The sequence below is a fragment of the Streptomyces sp. NPDC037273 genome (assembly GCF_055603625.1).
Window position 1 is genome coordinate 66,024 of sequence record NZ_JBVJVO010000022.1, and the last position, 18,991, is coordinate 85,014.

An 18,991-nucleotide genomic window follows, 5' to 3' on the forward strand; every position below is an offset into this window, starting at 1 on the left:
CACAACCGCCGGGGTACGGCTGGTGTCCGCCACGGGGTGACGCCGGGCGGGTGAGCGTGCGCCCACGCTGAACGGGTGAATCAGGACGTACTCGATCTCGCGCGGCTACAGTTCGCTCTCACCGCGGGCGGCCACTTCCTTTTCGTCGCCCTCACCCTGGGACTCGCGACCGTCGTGGCCGCGCTCCAGACGCGGGCCACCCTGAGCCGAAAACCGCTCCACGCGCGCATGGTGCGCTTCTGGGGCCAGCTGTACGTCATCAACTACGCGGTCGGCATCGTCACCGGCCTGGTGATGGAGTTCCAGTTCGGCATGGCCTGGAGCGGACTGACCCATGAGGCGGGCAACGTCCTTGGCGCCTCGCTCGCCGTCGAGACCATCGTGGCGTTCTTCGTGGAGTCGACCTTCCTCGGCCTGTGGATCTTCGGCTGGAACCGGCTCAACCGCTGGGCCCACCTGGCCGTGATCTGGGTCGTCGTCCTGACCGCCTACCTCTCCGCGTACTGGATCCTCGTCTCCAACGGCTTCCTCAACCACCCCGTGGGGTACGGCTCCGAGAACGGCGAGCTGGTCCTGGACGACCCGGTCGCGGTCCTGACCAACCCCTCCGCGCTGCTCGCCTTCGGGCACGTCTTCGCGGGCGCTCTGCTCACCGCCGGGTTCTTCATGGCCGGGGTGAGCGCGTACCACCTGTTCCGCCGCACTCCGGAGTGGGAGTTCTTCGGCCGCAGCCTGCGGATCGGGGTGTTCCTGTCAGCGCCGGCGCTGATGGCGGCGGCGGTCTTCGGCGGGCTCCAGTTCGGCGTCCTCGCGACCTTCCAGCCGATGAAGTCGGCGGTGTTCAGCGGAAAGACGGCCGAGATCGCGCGGCTCCAGGCGGAGCTGACGGAGCGCTTCGGGCCGGGCGACTACGTGCCGTCGGAGGCGTGGACCCGGGGCGGCGGTCTCGTGATGCTGATCAGCTTCGCGCTGATGATGTACCTGTGCTTCGCCGGGGTGATCCTGGCCTGCTTCAAGAAGGTCGTCTTCCGGTTCCGGCTGTGGCATCTCGTCCTGATGGCGGCCGTACCGCTGCCGTATCTGGCCATGATCGGCGGCTGGGTCTTCCGGGAGGCCGGGCGGCAGCCGTGGGTGGTCTACGGGCTGCTCAAGACGGAGGACGCGGTCTCGGACCTCTCACCCGGCACCATGCGCCTCTCCCTCACCGTCTTCACCACGGTCTTCGTCCTGCTCGTCGTGCTCAACGCCTGGCTCCTCAGCCGGCACGCCCGCCGCGGCCCCGTCGAGTCCGGCCTCGGGCACGACGAACGGCCCGGCGAGGCGGCGGAAGGGGAACCCGATCCCGCCGACACCCTGCCCGCCCCCCGCTACTGACGCCCCGCATCACCGAGGACCACCCGAAGACACCCGAAGTCCACCCGAGGAGCCCCCGTGGAGACCCTGGCCATCGTCCTGCTCGCCTTCTTCGCCGCGGGCTGGTTCGTCCTCGCGGGGGCGGACATCGGCACCGGCATGCTCACCCCCTGGCTGGGCCGGGACGACCGCGAGCGACGCCTCGTGATCACTTCGTTCGCCCCGTTCTTCCTGGGCAACGAGGTCTGGCTCGTCGCCACCGCCGGCGTCCTCGTCGGCTGCTTCCCGGCTCTCGAAGGGGAGCTCCTGAGCGGCCAGTTCCCGGTCCTCGTGGCCCTGCTGGCCGGCTGGATCGTGCGGGACGTGGGCCTCTGGTCGCGCGGCCGGGGCCCGGGGCGCCGCTGGCGGGCGGGCTGCGACGCCGCCCTGACGTGCGGCAGCTGGACCGTGGCGCTCTCCTGGGGGTGGCTGCTCGCAGCCCCGCTCACGGGACGCCCGTACGCGCCGGCGACCGGCCCCACGGCCGTCCTGACCGCCCTCGCGGTGGCCGCCCTGTTCGCCGCGCACGGACTGGGCTTCGCCTCGCTCCGGCTCACGGGACGGCCGTACGAGCGGGCCCGCAGGCTCGTCGGGCGCGCCGGCTGCCCCTGGCAGTCCTTCGCGCTCACCGGCGTCCTGCTCGCCGGGCTGCCGCTCGCCGCCGGGACCGCGCTCCCGCTGGCCGAGCGCGCGGCCGCCCCGACCACGCTCGGCCTGCTCGTGCCCACCCTGCTCGTGGTCACCCCGCTCCTGGTGGCCGTGCAGGCCTGGACCTGGCACGCCTTCCGGCACCGGGTGACCGGCCCCTCGTACCTCTGACCCACGCGCGCGCGGGGTGCGGGTCAGGTCTCGTCGGGCGCGGACTCCTTCTTGTGGTGCAGGGCCTTCTGCAGCCGGGCCACCACCGCCTCGCCGTATCTGCGGTGGCCGTGGACGCGCGGGTCGTCGGTGACGTCGTACCGCTTCACGTAGGCACCGAGGAAGGCCTGAAGGGTGGCGACGGCCGGGATGGCGATCAGCGCGCCGACGGCACCGAGCAGCGCGGTGCCCGCGATGACCGAGCCGAAGGCCACCGCCGGGTGGATGTCCACGGTCTTGGAGGTCAGCTTCGGCTGGAGCACGTAGTTCTCGAACTGCTGGTAGACCACGACGAAGCCGAGCACCCACAGCGCGTACCAGGGGTTCACCGTGAAGGCGATCAGCATCGGCAGCGCGCCGGCCAGATAGGTGCCGATGGTCGGGATGAACTGCGAGACCAGACCGACCCAGACGGCGAGCGCGGGCGCGTACGGCACGCCCAGGATCTCGAAGAGCACGAAGTGCGCGACGCCCGAGATGAGGGCCATCAGGCCGCGCGAGTAGAGGTAGCCGCCCGTCTTGTCGACCGCGATCTCCCAGGCCCGCAGCACCTCGGTCTGGCGGGCCGGCGGCAGTACGGAACACAGCGAGCGCCGCAGCCGAGGCCCGTCGGCCGCGAAGTAGAACGAGAACAGGAAGATCGTCAACAGCCGGAACAGACCGCCCAGGACGGTGGCGGAGACGTCGAGGACCCCGGACGCGCTGTTCTGCACGTACTTCTGCAGCCAGTCCGAGCTCAGCACACTGTCCTGGACCTCGACCCGCGAGAGGTCCGTGTGGAAGTTCTGGTTGATCCAGTTGATCAGCGAGTCGAGGTACTTGGGGAAGTTCTCCACCATGTCCACGATCTGGCCCGCCAGCATCGACCCCAGGAGCACGACGAAGCCGACCCCGAAGACGAGCACCGCGAAGAAGACCAGGAACGTGGCGAGCCCCCGCCGCATCCCACGTGCCGCCATCCGCCCGACCGCCGGCTCGATGGCCAGGGCCAGGAAGAACGCGAGCAGGATGTTGACAAGGAGGCCCACGAGCTGATGAAAGGCCCAGTTCCCGAGCAGGAAACAGGAGTAGAGCGCCAAGGCCAGGACGAGCGCCCGGGGCAGCCAGCGAGGCATCCGCGTCGCCGCGACCGCCCCCGAGGCCGAAGGCTCCAGGGCGCCTCCGCCACCCGCCACCTCCCCGGCACCCACGGCCGGGTCCACGGCAGCGGCAACCCTCAGACCGGCGGGAGCCACCGGGCCTGCGGGAGCGACCCGGCCGACCGGCGCCGCCGGGCCGCCGGGAACTGCCGGGCCGGCAGCGCCAGTCCGGCTACTGGGGCCGGCCGGGCCAGTCTCGGCCGACGGGCCGAGGGGCGCCGCCGGGCCACCCGGAACTGCCGGACCGGCAGCGCCAGTCCGGCCACTGGGGCCGGCCGGGCCACTCCCGGCCGACGGGCCGAGGGGCGCCGCCGGGCCACCCGGAACTGCCGGACCGGCAGCACCAGCCCGGCCACCGGAGCTGGCCGGGCCACTCCCGGCCGACGGGTCGGCAGGGCCAGTCGGCCCGCCAGTACCAGCCGGTCCACTGGGCGCTCTCGGCCCACTCCCGGCCGACGGGCCGCCAGGGGCCGACGGGCCAGCAGGGCCAGTCGGGCCGCTTGAGGCTGCACGGTCACCGGAGGCCGTCTCGTCGCCGGAGGCCGTCGCGTCACCGGAAGCCGTCCGGTCGCCGGAGGCTGTCTCGTCGCCGGAGGCTGTCGGGTCTGTCTGGTCGTTGTCGTCAGTCGGGGCCACCCCGCCAGTCTCGCGCACCGCGCGGACATTCCACCCGGGGCCCCGCACATCACCGCTTGTCACCCGGCCGTTCGCCGGGGGGTCACCGTTTGTCGGCCGGTACGTCGACGGCCGCGCAGACCGCCCGCCAGACGTCCTTCGCCTCCCAGCCGGCGTCCAGGGCTTCGCGCACCGTCCGCCCGCCGAGCTCGGCCATCACGTGGTCACGCGCGAAGGACTCGGCGTAGGACGCGCCGAAGTGGTCCGCCATCCGTTCCCAGAAAATCGTCAACCGCATGACCCCAGTATCCCGCTCCCAAGAGTGCAGCCCGCTCCGCAGACCTTGTCACCACGACTTTCCGCCCTACGGTCGGAGCATGGCCGAAAAACCCCTCTCCTCCCCGCCCTCGACCCCCCTGGCACGCGCCGAGCGTTTCGTCTGGCTGACGGCGCGGGTCCTCGAACAGCGCCGGTTCGCCTACCACTTCCTGAGCGGCGGCCCCGACCCCGTCGAGACCGCCCTCGTCGCCTACCTCAACGAGGACGGCGGTTACGGCCACGCGCTCGAACCCGATCTCCGCGGCCCCGTCAGCCAGCCCCTGCACACCGCGCACGCGCTGCGGGTCCTGGACTCCATCGGCCGCTGCGGCGGACTGCGCGTGGAGCGGATCTGCCGCTACCTCACCGAGGTGTCGACGCACGAGGGCGCGCTCCCGGCGATCCATCCGTCCCAGCGCGGCTACCCCTCGGCGCCGTTCGTCCCGGTCGTCGACTCCCCGCCGGGCTCCCTGCTCGCGACGGGTCCGGTGGTCGGGCTGCTGCACCGCAACCAGGTCTGGCACGCCTGGCTGTTCCGGGCCACCGAGTTCTGCTGGGCGGCCGTCGAGTCGCTGGAGAAGTCGCATCCGTACGAGATCCAGGCCGCCGTCGCCTTCCTGGACGGCGTCCCGGACCGCCCGCGCGCGGAGGCGGCGGCCGACCGGCTCGGCCGGCTGGTCCGCGAGCAGGGGCTCGCCGTCCTCGACCCTGACCGTCCTGACGACTACCCGGTCGCGGACGGGTACGCGCCCGGCGAGCACCACTTCCCGCACGACTACGCGCGCGTGCCGGACTCGCTGGCCGCGCACTGGTTCACGGACGAGGAGATGACCCGCTCGCTGGACCGGCTCGCCGCCGACCAGGAGGAGGACGGCGGCTGGCCGATCCGCTGGCGCGCCTGGGCCCCGGGCTCCGCCCTGGAATGGCGCCCGATCGTCACGGTCGAGGCACTCCGCACCCTCCGCGCCCACGGCCGCCCCGTCGACTGAGGCCGTACGGGTCCCAGCACCCAGCCGCCGTACGAGGCCTAGAGCGCGCCACCCCCGTACGGGCCCCAGCGCCCGGCTCCCGTACGGGGCCTAGAGCACGCCACCCCCGTACGGGTCCCAGAGCCCGCCACCCCCGTACGGCCCCGGCTCACCAGCCCAGGGCCCTCAGCCCCGCCGTGACGACGACGGCGGCGCCCACGACGACCAGGAACGGGGCTCGCAGCACGAGCGCGACGGCGGCCGCGGCGAGCCCGGCGGCCCTGGCGTCGAGGACGAGAGAGCCGCCCGCGCTGAACGTCTGCTGGGCGGTCAGCGCGGCGAGCAGCGCCACGGGCAGCAGGGCCGCGAGCCGCTGGACGAGCGGTCGCTCCAGGGTCCCGGCGGGGACGAGGAGGCCGACCAGCTTCATCAGGTAGCACCCGGCGGCGGTCAGGCCGATCGCGATCCAGACGTTCATCGGGACTCCTCCTGAGCCGTCGTGTCGGGTTCCGTGCCGTCCGGGCGGCCGGTGAGGTCGGCTCCGGCGGTGCGGTCGGCTCCAGCAGTGCCGTCGGTTCCGGCAGTACGACCGGTCCGGTCGATGTCGTGCGTCGGGGCGCTCGCCTTCCGCCCCTGGAACCACAGCACGGCCGGCGCGGCCAGGGCGGCGGCGAGGACCGGGACGCCGGCGGGCAGGACGGGGAGCAGCCCGAGGCCGAGGAGGACGGCGATGCCGGCGGTGGCCCGCTCGGTCGCCGACTTCAGCATGGGGGCGAGCAGGGCCAGGAAGACGGCGGGGCCGGCCGCGTCGAGGCCCCAGGCCGCGGTGTCGCCGAGCGCCTCGGCGCCGAGGGCGCCGAGCAGCGTGGTCACGTTCCACAGGAGGTAGAGCGTGAGGCCGGTGACGGTGAAGCCGATGCGGGCCGAGCGCCGGGACGGCTGGGCGAGCGCGACCGCGGTGGTCTCGTCGATCACCCAGTGCGCGGCGAACGGCCTGACGGCCTTCGGCAGGGCGAGGAGCTGGGACAGCCGCAGGCCGTAGAAGGCGTTGCGGGTGCCGAGGAAGAAGGCTCCGGCGGCGGCCGTGAAGGGGTTGCCGCCCGCGGCGAGCGCGCCGACGAGGGCGAACTGCGAGGCGCCCGTGAAGACGAGCAGGCTGAGCATGCAGGTCTGGAGGAGGCTGAGGCCGGAGCCCGCCGAGGTGACGCCGAAGGCGAAGCCGGAGAGCCCGACGGCGACGCCGACGCCCAGGGCGTCGCGTACGACGGCCGCGTCCGGTTTCGCCACTGTGCTGTCGGGTGTGCCGCCGTCGCGTATGACGGGAGGTGCTGTCTGTTCTGCCACGTCAGGGACGGTACGGCAGCCGCCGCTCTCCGGTCTTGTACATTCTTGCGCCCCCGCCCGGCGTGCGGCCACGGGCTGCGGCGGGCCCTGGGAACCGGCGCCGCACTCCTGGTCAGGCGGAGCGGTCTCGCCCGCCGTTCCCCTTGACGCCCCGCGCGCGCTGGTAGGCCCCCGGCGGCACCCCGACACTGCGGACGAAGTGCCGGCTGAGGTGCGACTGGTCGGTGAAACCCACCGCCGCGGCCGCGTCGGCCGGCGGCGTCCCGGCGTCGAGGAGCCGTCTGGCACGCCGTACGCGCGCGTCCGTGAGCCAGGTGTGCGGCGGCATCCCGTACGCCGACCGGAAGGCCCGCAGGAGGGCGAACGGGCTGGTGCCGAGGTCCCCGGCGAGCCGCTCCAGGGTCGGCGGCTCGGCCATCCGCTCCTCCAGGACGGCACGCGCGCGTGCGGCGTCCCGGGCGCCCGCCGAGCGGGGCGGCAGCGGTGTGACGAGCCCACCGTGGCTGCGCAGCATGCGGGCCGTGACCAGCCGGAGCAGGCTGTCCGCCGCCAGCGCGTTGCCCTCCTCGGCGGCGCGGTGGACGCCGACGACGAGCCGGGCGGCGTACGGGTCGTCGACGACGGGCGAGGTGAAGCCTGCCGAGCCGCGGAGGGCGAGGGTGTCGGCGGCTATCGCGCGGACGATCTCCGCGTCGGGGTAGATCGTGCGGTACGTCCAGCCCTCGGGCACGCCCGCGTACCCCGTGTGCGAGGTGTCGGGGTTGACCAAGGCGATCTGGCCCGGTCCGGCGTGCACCAGCTCGTCGCGGTAGTGGAAGGACTCGACGCCTTCGGTGATCGCGGCGAAGACGAAGGTCTCGTGGGTGTGCCGTGCGAAGGCCTTGCGGATGTAGTGGGCGTGCAGCAGGTCGACGCCGGGCAGCTCGGGGTACTGCCAGTACCGTGCCCGCTCCCCGCTCGCCATGCCTCCATTCTGCGCCCGGGTCCGACGGCGAGGTTCCCCGGGCGGCCGGTTGCCCGGAACTCCCGGCCGGCGCTCGTCGACTCCCCGCCGGCGGTCGTCCACCGATCGGGGTCGCCCCTTGTCCACAGGTCACGGTCGCCAGTTGTCCACAGGTCCGGGCGGTTGTCAGTGGCGGGGTGCACGATGGGGGGCATGGTCAGGTCCGCGCTCGACTCGTTCTCCCCCGCGACCCGTGGTTGGTTCACCGGGGCCTTCACCGCGCCCACGGCGGCGCAGGAGGGCGCCTGGAAGGCCATCGGCGAGGGTTCCGACGTGCTGGTCGTCGCGCCGACCGGCTCGGGCAAGACGCTGGCCGCCTTCCTCGCCTCGCTGGACGCCCTGGCGTCGACGCCGCCGCCCGCCGAGGCGAGGAAGCGCTGCCGCGTGCTCTACGTCTCGCCGCTGAAGGCGCTCGCCGTGGACGTCGAGCGGAACCTGCGCTCGCCGCTGACCGGCATCCGGCAGGAGTCGGTGCGCCTCGGCCTGCCCGAGCCTGACGTCCGGGTCGGGATCCGCTCCGGTGATACCCCGCCCGCCGAGCGCAGGGCGCTGGCCACCCGGCCGCCGGACATCCTGATCACCACCCCCGAGTCCCTGTTCCTGATGCTGACCTCGGCCACCCGGGAGGCGCTGTCGGGCGTGGAGACGGTGATCCTGGACGAGGTCCACGCGGTCGCCGGGACCAAGCGGGGCGCGCATCTGGCCCTCTCCCTGGAGCGGCTCGACGAGCTGCTGCCCCGCCCGGCGCGCCGGATCGGCCTGTCGGCCACGGTCCGTCCGGTGGACGAGGTGGCCCGCTACCTCTCGCCGAAGCGGGCCGTGGAGATCGTCCAGCCGCCCTCGGGCAAGGAGTTCGACCTCTCCGTCGTCGTGCCCGTCGAGGACATGGGCGAGCTGGGGGGCTCGCCGGCGTCCGAGGGCAAGGACGGCGGGGACAAGCCGTCGATCTGGCCGCACGTCGAGGAGCGGATCGCCGACCTCGTCCAGGCCCACCGTTCGACGATCGTCTTCGCCAACTCCCGCCGCCTTGCCGAGCGCCTCTGCAACCGGCTGAACGAGATCGCGTACGAGCGGGCGACCGGCGAGCCGCTTCCCGACGGCGCTCCTCCCGCGCAGGTCATGGCCCAGTCGGGGGCGGCGCAGGGAGCCCCGCCGCTGCTCGCCCGCGCCCACCACGGCTCGGTGTCCAAGGAGCAGCGTGCCCAGGTCGAGGAGGACCTGAAGGCGGGCCGGCTGCCCGCCGTGGTGGCGACCTCCAGTCTGGAGCTGGGCATCGACATGGGCGCGGTCGACCTGGTCGTGCAGGTCGAGTCGCCGCCCTCGGTCGCCTCCGGGCTCCAGCGCGTGGGGCGCGCGGGGCACCAGGTCGGCGCGGTGTCGACGGGTGTGGTCTTCCCCAAGTACCGGGGCGACCTGGTGCAGGCCGCGGTCGTCACCGAGCGGATGCGCGCCGGCTCCATCGAGTCGATGCGCATCCCGGGCAATCCGCTGGACGTCCTGGCCCAGCAGCTGGTCGCGATGGTCGCGCTCGACACCTGGCAGGTGGACGACCTGCTCACGGTGGTGCGCCGGGCCGCGCCGTTCTCCTCGCTGCCGGAGTCGGCCTTCACCGGCGTCCTCGACATGCTGGCGGGCCGCTACCCCTCGGACGCCTTCGCCGAACTGCGCCCGCGCGTGGTGTGGGACCGGGTCGCCGGGACGGTCACGGGACGCCCGGGCGCCCAGCGGCTCGCCGTCACCTCGGGCGGCACGATCCCCGACAGGGGCCTGTTCGGCGTGTTCCTGGCCGGGTCGGACCCCAAGAAGGGCGGCGGCCGCGTCGGGGAGCTCGACGAGGAGATGGTGTACGAGTCCCGGGTCGGCGACGTCTTCACGCTCGGCACCACCTCGTGGCGGATCGAGGACATCACCCGGGACCGGGTGCTCGTGACGCCCGCGCCCGGCGTCCCGGGCAGGTTGCCGTTCTGGAAGGGCGACCAGCTCGGCCGCCCGCTCGAACTGGGCCGTGCGGTCGGCGCGTTCCTGCGCGAGGTCGGCGCCCTGGCGGACGACGACGCGCGGCTGCGGCTCCTCGCCGCCGGGCTCGACGGCTGGGCCGCGGACAACGTCCTGGCGTACCTCAGGGAGCAGCGCGAGGCCTGCGGGCACGTGCCGGACGACCGGACGATCCTGGTCGAGCGCTTCCGGGACGAGCTCGGGGACTGGCGGGTCGTCATCCACTCCCCCTTCGGCGCGCAGGTGCACGCCCCCTGGGCGCTGGCCCTCGGCGCCCGGCTCGCCGAGCGGTACGGCATGGACGCGCAGGTGATGCACGCGGACGACGGGATCGTGCTGCGCCTGCCGGACGCCGACCTGATGGGCCTGGACATGGGCCTCGACCTCCTCGACCACGAGCCGGTGGACCCGGGCCGGCACCTGGACACGACGTACGACGCCGACAAGGCGCCCGTCGGCGCGGCCGACGCCGTCTTCGACAAGGGCGAGATCGGGCAGATCGTCACCGACCAGGTAGGTGGCTCCGCGCTGTTCGCCTCCCGCTTCCGCGAGTGCGCCGCGCGCGCCCTGCTGCTGCCCAAGCGCAACCCCGGCAAGCGCACCCCGCTCTGGCAGCAGCGGCAGCGCGCCTCGCAGCTCCTCCAGGTGGCGAGCGAGTTCGGCTCGTTCCCGATCGTCCTCGAAGCGGTCCGCGAATGCCTCCAGGACGTTTTCGACGTCCCCGGCCTCACGGAACTGATGGGCGACATCGAGGCCCGCCGGGTCCGGCTCGTCGAGGTCACCACCCCCGAGCCGTCCCCCTTCGCCCGCTCGCTGCTCTTCGGCTACGTCGCGCAGTTCCTGTACGAGGGGGACTCGCCGCTCGCCGAGCGGCGGGCGGCCGCCCTCTCCCTGGACTCCCGGCTGCTCGCCGAGCTGCTCGGCCAGGCGGAGCTGCGCGAGCTGCTCGACCCCGAGGTCCTCACCGAGCTGGAGCGGGAGCTCCAGTGGCTGACGGAGGACCGGCGGATCAAGGACGTGGAGGGCGTCGCCGACCTGCTGCGGGTCCTGGGGCCCCTCTCCGACGCCGAGCTCGCCGAGCGCGGCGCCGAACCGGGCTGGGCGCCCGAGCTCGGCGCGGCCCGGCGCGCCATCCGGGTCCGCATCGCGGGCCTTGAGCACTGGGCGGCGATCGAGGACGCGGGCCGGCTGCGCGACGCCCTGGGCACGGCCCTGCCCGTCGGTGTCCCGGAGGCCTTCACCGAACCGGTCAAGGACCCGCTGGGCGACCTCCTCGCGCGGTACGCCCGCACCCACGGCCCCTTCACCTCCTCCGCCGCCGCTCACCGCTTCGGCCTGGGCGCGGCCGTCACCGACGGCGCCCTCCAGCGGCTCGCCGCCTCGGGCCGGGTCGTCCAGGGCGAGTTCCACCCCTCGGGCATCGGCCAGGAATGGTGCGACGCCACCGTCCTGCGCCGGCTGCGGCGCCGCTCCCTGGCCGCCCTGCGCCACGAGCTGGAACCGGTGCCCCCGGCCGCGCTCGCCACCTTCCTGCCGCAGTGGCAGCACCTCGGGAGCAACAGCCTGCGCGGCATCGACGGCCTCGCCCGCGCCATCGAGCAGCTCCAGGGCGCTCCCGTCCCCGCCTCGGCGCTGGAGAAGCTCATCCTGCCGTCGCGGGTCCAGGACTACTCCCCGGCCCTCCTCGACGAGCTGACGACCACCGGCGAGGTGCTCTGGGCCGGTGCCGGCTCACTGCCCGGCAAGGACGGCTGGGTCTCCCTCTACCTCGCGGACGCGGCCCCCCTGCTCCTCCCGCCCCCGCACCCCCTGGAACTCTCCGCGCTGCACGAGTCGGTGCTCACCGCCCTCTCCGGCGGGTACGGCCTGTTCTTCCGCCAGATCGCCGACCAGATCCGGGCCACCACCCACCCGGACGCCACCGACCCCCAGCTCGCCGACGCCCTCTGGGACCTGGCCTGGTCCGGCCGCCTCACCAACGACACCCTGGCCCCGCTGCGCGCGCTGCTCGGCTCGGGCCGCACCGCCGGCTCCACCGCCCACCGCGCCCGCCGCACGGTCCCGCGCGGCCGGTACGGCACCCTGACCGCCGCCGCCCGCCCGGCCTCCCGCACCGGCCCGCCCACCGTCTCCGGCCGCTGGTCGCTGCTGCCGCCCGCCGAGCCGGACCCGACCCACCGCGCCCACGCCCTCGCCCGTACGCTCCTCGACCGGCACGGCGTCGTCACCCGCGGCGCGGTGGCCGCCGAGGGTGTCGAGGGCGGCTTCTCCGCCACGTACCGCGTCCTCGCCGCCTTCGAGGACAGCGGCCAGGCCCGCCGCGGCTATGTGGTGGAAGGCCTCGGCGCGGCCCAGTTCGCCATGGACGGCGCCGTGGACCGCCTGCGGGCCGCCGCGACCGCCCGTGACCGCGGCGCCGAGGCCGGCGCGGGCCCCCGCGCCGTCGTCCTCGCCGCCGCCGACCCCGCGAACGCGTACGGCGCCGCCCTCCCCTGGCCCGAGCCCCCGACCGGCGCCGGCCACAAGCCCGGCCGCAAGGCCGGCGCGATGGTCGTTCTCGTCGACGGCGAGCTCACGCTCTACATGGAGCGCGGCGGCAAGACCCTGCTCTCCTGGCCCACCGCGCCCGACGACCCCGCCCTCGTCGCCGCCACCGACGCCCTGGCCGCGTCGGCCCGCGCGGGCACCCTCGGCACCCTCACCATCGAACGGATCAACGCCGCCCCGTCCCTCACCTCCCCCCTCTCCCACACCCTCGAAGCCTCCGGCTTCCACGCCACCCCCAGAGGCCTCCGCCTCCGCCCCTGACCCGACCCCCCGAGCCCCTCCCGCCCGTGCCCCCCACCCCGCAAGGCCCAGGCGCGCCCCGCCCATCCCTGACCCGCCACACGCAGGCCCCACGGCCACCCCACCCATCCCTGCCCCGCCACACACAGACCCCACGGCCACCCCACCCATCCGTCACCCGCCACACGCAGACCCCACAGCCACCCCGCCCAACCCCCCGGCCCGCCACAATGGACCCGTGCCCGAAGGAGACACCATCTGGCAGGTCGCCCACGGCCTGCACACCGCGCTCGCCGACCGCGTGCTGACCCGCGCCGACCTCCGGGTGCCCCGCTTCGCGACGGCGGACCTGACCGGCCGCGAGGTGCTGGACGTGACGCCCCGGGGCAAGCACCTGCTGACCCGGATCGAGGGCGGACTGACGCTGCACTCGCATCTGCGGATGGACGGCGCCTGGCGGGTGTACGCCACGGGGGAGCGCCCGCGCGGCGGCCCGGCGCATCAGATCCGGGCGATCCTGGGGAACGCCGAGTTCACCGCGTACGGCTACCGCCTCCCGGTCCTCGAGCTGATCCGCACGGCCGAGGAGGACCGTGTCGTCGGCCATCTGGGCCCCGACCCCCTGGGGCCGGACTGGGACCCCGCGGAAGCCGAGCGCAGGCTGTGCGCGGACCCGGCGCGGCCGCTCGGCGAGGCGCTCCTCGACCAGCGCAACCTGGCCGGCATCGGCAACGTGTACAAGTCTGAGCTGGCCTTCCTCGCCGCCGTCTCCCCCTGGCTCCCGGTCGGCGAGCTCGGCCCCGGGGTCCCGGCCCGGCTGGTGGCGACCGCGCACCGCCTCCTGGAGGCGAACAAGGACCGCCCCGACCGCCGCACCACCACCTCGCGCCGCCCCGGCACCCCTCTGCACGTCTACGGCCGCGAGGGGCGGCCCTGTCTGCGCTGCGGCGCCCCGATCCGCAGGGCGGAGGCCGAGGCCGGGATCGGCGACCGGATCACGTACTGGTGCCCCGGCTGCCAACCCGGCCCCACCCGCCCCACAGCCGCCCGAAGGCCTGCCCCCTCCCCCCGCCACACCAATTGACGATCCGTCAGATCCGGTCGTACGGTCCGGGGATGACCCTCTCGGCGTACGACCTCACCGGCCGCACCGCGTTCGTCACCGGCGCCGCGAGCGGGATCGGCCGCGCGACAGCGGCCCTCCTCGCCCAGGCCGGCGCCCAGGTGCACTGCGCGGACCTCGACGAGCACGGCCTCAAGGAGACGGTGGCCCTGATCGCGGGCGACGGCGGCACCGCGCACCCGCACCCCCTCGACGTCACCGACCGGCCCGCGCTGGCCGCGGCCGTACGCTCCGCGGGCCCGCTCCACGTCATGGCCGCCATCGCCGGCATCATGCACACGAGCACGGTCCTGGAGACCCGCGACGAGGACCTCGACCGCGTCCTCGCCGTCAACTTCAAGGGCGTCCTGTACGCGTGCCAGGAGGCGGCGGCCTCGATGATCGCCTCCGGCACCCGGGGCTCGATCGTCACGATGGCCTCGGGCGCGATGGACACCGCGAGCCCAGGCCTCCTCTGCTACAGCGCGGCGAAGGCGGCCGTCGTCCAGCTGACCAAGACGCTGGCGACGGAGGCGGGCCCGCACGGCATCCGGGTCAACGCGGTCGCCCCGGGCTGGATCCGCACCCCGATGACCGACCGCCACGAACCGACGGCCCAGGAGCAGGCGGAAGCCGCGATGGTGCGTCACTCGCCCCTGCGCCGGGTCGGTGAGGCCGAGGACATCGCGCACGCGGTCCTCCATCTGGCCTCCGACGCCTCCTCGTTCACGACGGGCCAGATCCTCCGCCCCAACGGCGGCGTCGCCATGCCCTGGTGACCGGAGCGGCCGTCCGCCGCGACGAAGCCGCCACATGCACCGGCAGCAGGCTCAGCCCCCACCCGCCCGCGGCCACCGCGCCTTCCACGGTTCCGGTCTCCGCGGGCACGAGCAGCAGGCGCAGCACCGCCCACCACCAGAGCCCCCCGGCCGCCAGCCCGGCCGCGATCAGCGCGAGCGTCAGCAGCGGAACCCGTCGCCGTACCATCGCCGCCTCCTGCCGTCGACGCTAGACCGGCAGGATCACCCTGCGGGAGGGCGCACCGAGGCAGTTCCGGCGCACGCCTTACGTCCTCCACCATGGCACGCCACCCCGCACCACGGCATCTCAGAAGGGAACCCCCACAAAGCCCACAAGCCGACAGCCCCACAGGGCCCACAAACCACACAAAGTCCACAAAGCCCGCAAAGGAAAAGACCCCGACCAGCACCCCACAGGGCACCGACCGGGGTCCAACCCCACGTGCTTCGGTTCAGGCGGCGACGACGTTGACCGCTTCCGTGGGCGCCTTGATGGTCACCCGCTCGGTGGGCACACCCGCCACCGACGTCACCGACACCGAATTGAGCCTCGGGCGTACCGGTGTCGGCACCGGTTCGCTCGACGCTGCCGACTCGGCCAGTTCGGCGAGCGACAGCTCGTCGCTCACTTCGCGCATGAGCTCGGACATCCGTACGTCCAACGCGTCGCAGATCGCGGAGAGCAGCTCGGAGGAAGCCTCCTTCTGCCCCCGCTCCACCTCGGAGAGATAGCCGAGCGAGACTCGGGCGGACGAGGAGACTTCGCGCAGAGTACGGCCCTGGCGCTGGCGCTGCCGACGCAGCACGTCACCCAGCAGGCGACGGAGCAGAATCATCGGTGGCTCCCTCCTCGGACCGCGTAGCCGCATCCTTCACGCCCCACCGTACCGCCTCGGGCTGCGGCCGTGCGGGGAGCGATGTCGTGTTCACTCAGGGCTGCAAACATCAATTCCCCCCGTTGTGTTCCGTATCCTGTGCCCGCGCATTTCCCGAGAGTTCCTCAAGGAGCAGTTCCAACACGCTCCGTACGCTCTCTCTACGGATGTCCGCGCGGTCGCCGTTCAACCTCAACGAGACCACTTTCCCGGCGGCGGCGCCTGTCGCGGCCGGCCCGGCGACCGCCACGTAGACGGTTCCGACGGCCTGTCCGTCCTGCGGATCGGGCCCCGCGACCCCGGTCGTCGCGATCCCCCAGTGGGCGCCGAGCCGGTCCCGTACACCCGCCGCCATCTGCAGCGCGACCTCCGGGTCCACCGCGCCGCGCTCCGCGAGGAGGGCCCGGTCGACACCGAGGAGCTCGTGCTTGAGGGCCGTGGCGTAGGCCGTGACGGACCCCCGGAAGGCCTTGGAGGCCCCTGGTACGCCGGTGAGCTCGGCGGCCACCAGACCGCCCGTGAGCGACTCCGCGGCGGCCAGCGTCTGGTCACGCTCCGCGAGCAGCGCCAGCGCCCGGGCGGCCTCGGTCATCGTGCCGACGTCTCCGGCCGTGCCGCCGCGCGCTCCGCGGCGAGTCCCTTGCGTCGGAGGACGACGGCCTGTCGCACATAGTCCAGACCGGTGACGACCGTCAGCAGGACGGCCACCGCCATCACCCAGAAGCGCAGGGTGGCGAGCGGCCCGGTGAGCATCAGGACGTACATCCCGACCGCCGTGCCCTGTGCGAGCGTCTTCATCTTGCCGCCGCGACTGGCCGGAATGACCCCGTGCCGGATGACCCAGAACCGCATCAGGGTGATCCCCAGCTCGCGGGCGAGGATGACCCCGGTGACCCACCAGGGCAGATCGCCGAGCGAGGAAAGGCAGACGAGTCCGGCCGCCATGATCGCCTTGTCGGCGATCGGGTCGGCGATCTTCCCGAAGTCGGTGACCAGGTTGTACGTACGGGCCAGGTGCCCGTCGAAGACGTCCGTGATCATGGCCACCGCGAACGCCGCCCAGGCCCAGGCCCGCCACGCCGGGTCGTGCCCGCCGTCCTGGAGCAGCAGCACCACGAAGCCCGGCACGAGCACGAGCCGGATCATGGTGAGGATGTTGGCGATGTTCCACAGGCTGGCCTGGTTGACGGCCGCCGTGCCCAGCTTGCCGCGGGGCGCCGGCCTACCGGTCCCGCCCGTCGCGGATGCCGGGACTCCGGTCATCTGCCTGCCTCCTCGAAAAGACACTCGGCCACCAGGTCGACGCCTTCCGTGCCGACGACCTTGGCACTGACCATACGGCCCGGAGCCAGGTCGGGGCTCGTACCGTCGGCCGTGGTGAGGAACACCTGGCCGTCCGTCTCGGGCGCCTGGTGGGCGGCGCGGCCGATCCAGCCGTCCTCCTCGTCCAGGGTCTCGACGAGTACCTCCAGGGTCTCCCCGATCCGCTCCTCGGCGCGCTGCGCGGTGAGCTCCTCGGCGAGGCGCGAGAGGTGGGCGAGCCGGGCGTCCACGACCTCCTGGTCGAGCTTGTGCTCGTACGTGGCGGCCTCCGTGCCGTCCTCGTCGGAGTAGCCGAAGACGCCGATGGCGTCGAGCCGGGCGTGGGTGATGAAGCGTTCCAGCTCGGCGAAGTCGGCCTCGGTCTCGCCGGGGAAGCCGACGATGAAGTTGGAGCGGGCACCGGCGGTCGGGGCCTTGGAGCGGATGGTCTCCAGGAGCTCCAGGAAGCGGTCGGTGTCGCCGAAGCGGCGCATGGCCCGCAGCACGTCCGGGGCGCTGTGCTGGAAGGACAGGTCGAAGTAGGGCACGACCTTGTCCGTCGAGGTCAGGACGTCGATCAGACCGGGACGCATCTCGGCGGGCTGGAGGTAGCTGACGCGGACGCGCTCGATGCCGTCGACGGCGGCGAGCTCGGGCAGCAGGCTCTCCAGGAGCCGGATGTCACCGAGGTCCTTGCCGTACGAGGTGTTGTTCTCGGAGACCAGCATGACCTCCTTCACGCCCTGCTCGGCGAGCCAGCGCGTCTCGTTCAGCACGTCCGAGGGGCGGCGCGAGACGAAGGAGCCTCGGAAGGAGGGGATGGCGCAGAAGGAGCAGCGGCGGTCGCAGCCGGAGGCGAGCTTCACGGAGGCGACGGGGCTGGTGTCGAGCCGGCGGCGGAGCGGCGCGCGCGGCCCGGAGACCGGGGCGACGCCGTCGGGGAGGTCGGTCGGCACGTTCTCCGGAGCCGTGGCCGGAGCCTCGGCGGCGGCGTCGCCGTGTCCGGGCAGGGCCACGGCCGCGGCGGCCTCCTGGCGCTCCACGGGCGACAGCGGGAGCAGCTTGCGCCGGTCACGGGGGGTGTGCGCCTCGACACTGCCACCGCTGAGGATGGTCTGGAGGCGGTTGGAGATGTCGGCGTAGTCGTCGAAGCCCAGGACGCCGTCGGCCTCCGGGAGGGCCTCGGCGAGCTCCTTGCCGTACCGCTCGGCCATGCAGCCGACGGCGACCACGGCCTGGGTCTTGCCGTGGTCCTTCAGATCATTGGCTTCGAGGAGGGCGTCGACGGAGTCCTTCTTGGCGGCTTCGACGAATCCGCAGGTGTTGACGACGGCGACATCCGCGTCCTCGGCGTTCTCGACGAGCTCCCAGCCGTCCGCTGCCAAGCGGCCTGCGAGCTCCTCCGAGTCCACCTCGTTACGGGCGCAGCCAAGAGTGACAAGGGCGACGGTACGGCGTTCGGGCATGGACTCAAGACTACTTCGTCCCGGCCGTTCCCCCGTCGCGCAGGGTTCACCTGCGCGACGGAGGTCACATCACGGGCCCGGCGGGGCGGCTCAGCCGGCCTCGGGGTCGCCCTTGGTGTAGGTCAGGCGCTCGACCTGGCCGGATTCGAACTTGTCCTCGACCTTCTTGCCGTTCACGTAGAGCTCGATCGCGCCCGCGTTGCCGAGGACCAGGTCGATGCGCTCGTCGTCCTGGTAGGTCTTGGACTCGCCCTTGAGGAGGAGTCCGTCGAAGAGCAGCTTGCCGTCGTGGGCCTTGGCCGAGATCCAGCTCTTGTCGTCGACGGCGGTGAGCTTGACCGTCACCTTGTCCTGCGGGACGGCGGCGATCACGCTCTCGGTGGGCTTCGGGGCGACGGGCTTGACCGGCTTCGGCTTGGCGGCCGAGGTGGCCTTCTCCGGCGCGGGGGCGGGGCCGGCGTCGGCCGCGGTGGTCCCCTTCGGCGCCTCGTTCCCGTTGAACATCGTGAAGCCGACGAAGCCGACGACGGCGACGATGGCCGCGACCATCGCGGCGGTCCAGTTGGGCCTGCGCGGCTCGGGGCGGATGCGTTCCGCCTCGAACAGCGGGGCGGCGGGGGTGGGCGCGGGACGGCCACCGTGCTCGGCGTCGTACTGCTCGATCAGCGCGGCCGGATCGATCCCGACGGCGCGCGCGAGGGTACGGATGTGGCCGCGGGCGTAGACGTCGCCGCCACAGCGCGAGAAGTCGTCCTCCTCGATCGCGTGCACGATCGGAATCCGGACACGGGTGGAGGCACTGACCTCTTCGACGGTGAGACCGGCGGCGATTCGGGCCTGCTGGAGAGCGCGACCGATCGAGTCCCGGTCGTCTGCCGGGAACGTCCGGTTGTCTTCGGGGGAGTTGCCGATGGACACGAGAGCGCCTTTCGAGCGTGTAGCCACCTGCTGGACGTTCAGTCTATGGGTGGTACGAAAGGGTGGGGCAACCGGGCGGGTGCGGTTTGTACGCCATGAGGTGGGACTT

17 protein-coding genes are annotated in these 18,991 nt (G+C 73.4%); 6 read left to right on the forward strand and 11 right to left on the reverse strand.

Annotation, left to right across the window (positions count from 1 at the left end):
- Window positions 1–75: 75 nt before the first annotated feature.
- Window positions 76–1,374: a cytochrome ubiquinol oxidase subunit I gene (locus ACZ7G1_RS36215; protein ID WP_470880138.1), complete on the forward strand. Its 1,299-nt coding sequence runs from the start codon at window positions 76–78 to the stop codon at window positions 1,372–1,374.
- Window positions 1,375–1,431: 57 nt separating this feature from the next.
- Window positions 1,432–2,211, forward strand: a complete 780-nt coding sequence (locus ACZ7G1_RS36220; protein WP_470880136.1) for a cytochrome d ubiquinol oxidase subunit II — start codon at window positions 1,432–1,434, stop codon at window positions 2,209–2,211.
- A gap of 23 nt (window positions 2,212–2,234) precedes the next feature.
- Here ACZ7G1_RS36220 and ACZ7G1_RS36225 read toward each other — a convergent pair whose 3' ends face one another.
- Entirely contained in the window at window positions 2,235–3,365 is a 1,131-nt protein-coding gene (locus ACZ7G1_RS36225; RefSeq protein ID WP_470880222.1) for an AI-2E family transporter, read from the reverse strand.
- A 742-nt stretch (window positions 3,366–4,107) separates the two neighbouring features.
- Complete coding sequence (locus ACZ7G1_RS36230) at window positions 4,108–4,302, reverse strand: DUF3046 domain-containing protein (RefSeq protein WP_041662943.1); 195 nt, start codon at window positions 4,300–4,302, stop codon at window positions 4,108–4,110.
- Between the two features lie 79 nt (window positions 4,303–4,381).
- Here ACZ7G1_RS36230 and ACZ7G1_RS36235 point away from each other — a divergent pair, with 79 nt between their 5' ends.
- Window positions 4,382–5,311 carry a hypothetical protein gene (locus ACZ7G1_RS36235; RefSeq protein ID WP_470880134.1) on the forward strand — a complete coding sequence of 310 codons (930 nt, stop codon included), beginning with the start codon at window positions 4,382–4,384 and terminating at the stop codon, window positions 5,309–5,311.
- 148 nt (window positions 5,312–5,459) lie between these two features.
- Here ACZ7G1_RS36235 and ACZ7G1_RS36240 read toward each other — a convergent pair whose 3' ends face one another.
- The 3 genes from ACZ7G1_RS36240 to ACZ7G1_RS36250 form a co-directional block, all read right to left on the reverse strand.
- Complete coding sequence (locus tag ACZ7G1_RS36240) at window positions 5,460–5,768, reverse strand: AzlD domain-containing protein (RefSeq protein ID WP_470880133.1); 309 nt, start codon at window positions 5,766–5,768, stop codon at window positions 5,460–5,462.
- A complete protein-coding gene (locus ACZ7G1_RS36245) occupies window positions 5,765–6,634 on the reverse strand; it encodes an AzlC family ABC transporter permease (protein WP_470880132.1) in 870 nt (289 codons plus the stop codon). Before ACZ7G1_RS36245 ends, ACZ7G1_RS36240 begins: the two co-directional genes overlap by 4 nt.
- Window positions 6,635–6,746: 112 nt before the next feature.
- Window positions 6,747–7,598 carry an AraC family transcriptional regulator gene (locus ACZ7G1_RS36250; RefSeq protein WP_470880130.1) on the reverse strand — a complete coding sequence of 284 codons (852 nt, stop codon included), beginning with the start codon at window positions 7,596–7,598 and terminating at the stop codon, window positions 6,747–6,749.
- Window positions 7,599–7,790: 192 nt separating this feature from the next.
- Here ACZ7G1_RS36250 and ACZ7G1_RS36255 point away from each other — a divergent pair, with 192 nt between their 5' ends.
- From ACZ7G1_RS36255 to ACZ7G1_RS36265, 3 genes are all read left to right on the forward strand, one after another.
- Window positions 7,791–12,440, forward strand: coding sequence for an Lhr family ATP-dependent helicase (locus tag ACZ7G1_RS36255; protein ID WP_470880129.1), 4,650 nt, complete (start codon window positions 7,791–7,793; stop codon window positions 12,438–12,440).
- Window positions 12,441–12,657: 217 nt separating this feature from the next.
- On the forward strand, window positions 12,658–13,503 hold the full coding sequence (locus tag ACZ7G1_RS36260; protein ID WP_470880127.1) for an Fpg/Nei family DNA glycosylase: 846 nt from the start codon (window positions 12,658–12,660) through the stop codon (window positions 13,501–13,503).
- A 32-nt stretch (window positions 13,504–13,535) separates the two neighbouring features.
- On the forward strand, window positions 13,536–14,300 hold the full coding sequence (locus tag ACZ7G1_RS36265) for an SDR family NAD(P)-dependent oxidoreductase (RefSeq protein ID WP_470880125.1): 765 nt from the start codon (window positions 13,536–13,538) through the stop codon (window positions 14,298–14,300).
- Here the strand turns inward: ACZ7G1_RS36265 and ACZ7G1_RS36270 are convergent.
- From ACZ7G1_RS36270 to ACZ7G1_RS36295, 6 genes are all read right to left on the reverse strand, one after another.
- The gene (locus tag ACZ7G1_RS36270; protein WP_470880123.1) at window positions 14,248–14,508 is read right to left on the reverse strand and encodes a hypothetical protein; all 261 of its coding nucleotides are present in this window, start codon (window positions 14,506–14,508) and stop codon (window positions 14,248–14,250) included. The genes ACZ7G1_RS36265 and ACZ7G1_RS36270 overlap by 53 nt on opposite strands.
- 265 nt (window positions 14,509–14,773) lie before the next feature.
- Window positions 14,774–15,157, reverse strand: coding sequence for a helix-turn-helix domain-containing protein (locus ACZ7G1_RS36275; protein WP_017237739.1), 384 nt, complete (start codon window positions 15,155–15,157; stop codon window positions 14,774–14,776).
- Between the two features lie 109 nt (window positions 15,158–15,266).
- Complete coding sequence (locus tag ACZ7G1_RS36280) at window positions 15,267–15,788, reverse strand: CinA family protein (RefSeq protein ID WP_470880121.1); 522 nt, start codon at window positions 15,786–15,788, stop codon at window positions 15,267–15,269.
- Window positions 15,785–16,459, reverse strand: coding sequence for a CDP-diacylglycerol--glycerol-3-phosphate 3-phosphatidyltransferase (gene pgsA, locus ACZ7G1_RS36285; protein WP_470880119.1), 675 nt, complete (start codon window positions 16,457–16,459; stop codon window positions 15,785–15,787). The genes ACZ7G1_RS36280 and pgsA overlap by 4 nt, the downstream gene beginning before the upstream one ends.
- The gene (gene rimO / locus ACZ7G1_RS36290; protein WP_470880117.1) at window positions 16,456–17,964 is read right to left on the reverse strand and encodes a 30S ribosomal protein S12 methylthiotransferase RimO; all 1,509 of its coding nucleotides are present in this window, start codon (window positions 17,962–17,964) and stop codon (window positions 16,456–16,458) included. Before rimO ends, pgsA begins: the two co-directional genes overlap by 4 nt.
- Before the next feature lie 90 nt (window positions 17,965–18,054).
- On the reverse strand, window positions 18,055–18,882 hold the full coding sequence (locus tag ACZ7G1_RS36295) for a helix-turn-helix domain-containing protein (RefSeq protein ID WP_470880115.1): 828 nt from the start codon (window positions 18,880–18,882) through the stop codon (window positions 18,055–18,057).
- Window positions 18,883–18,991: the final 109 nt, after the last annotated feature.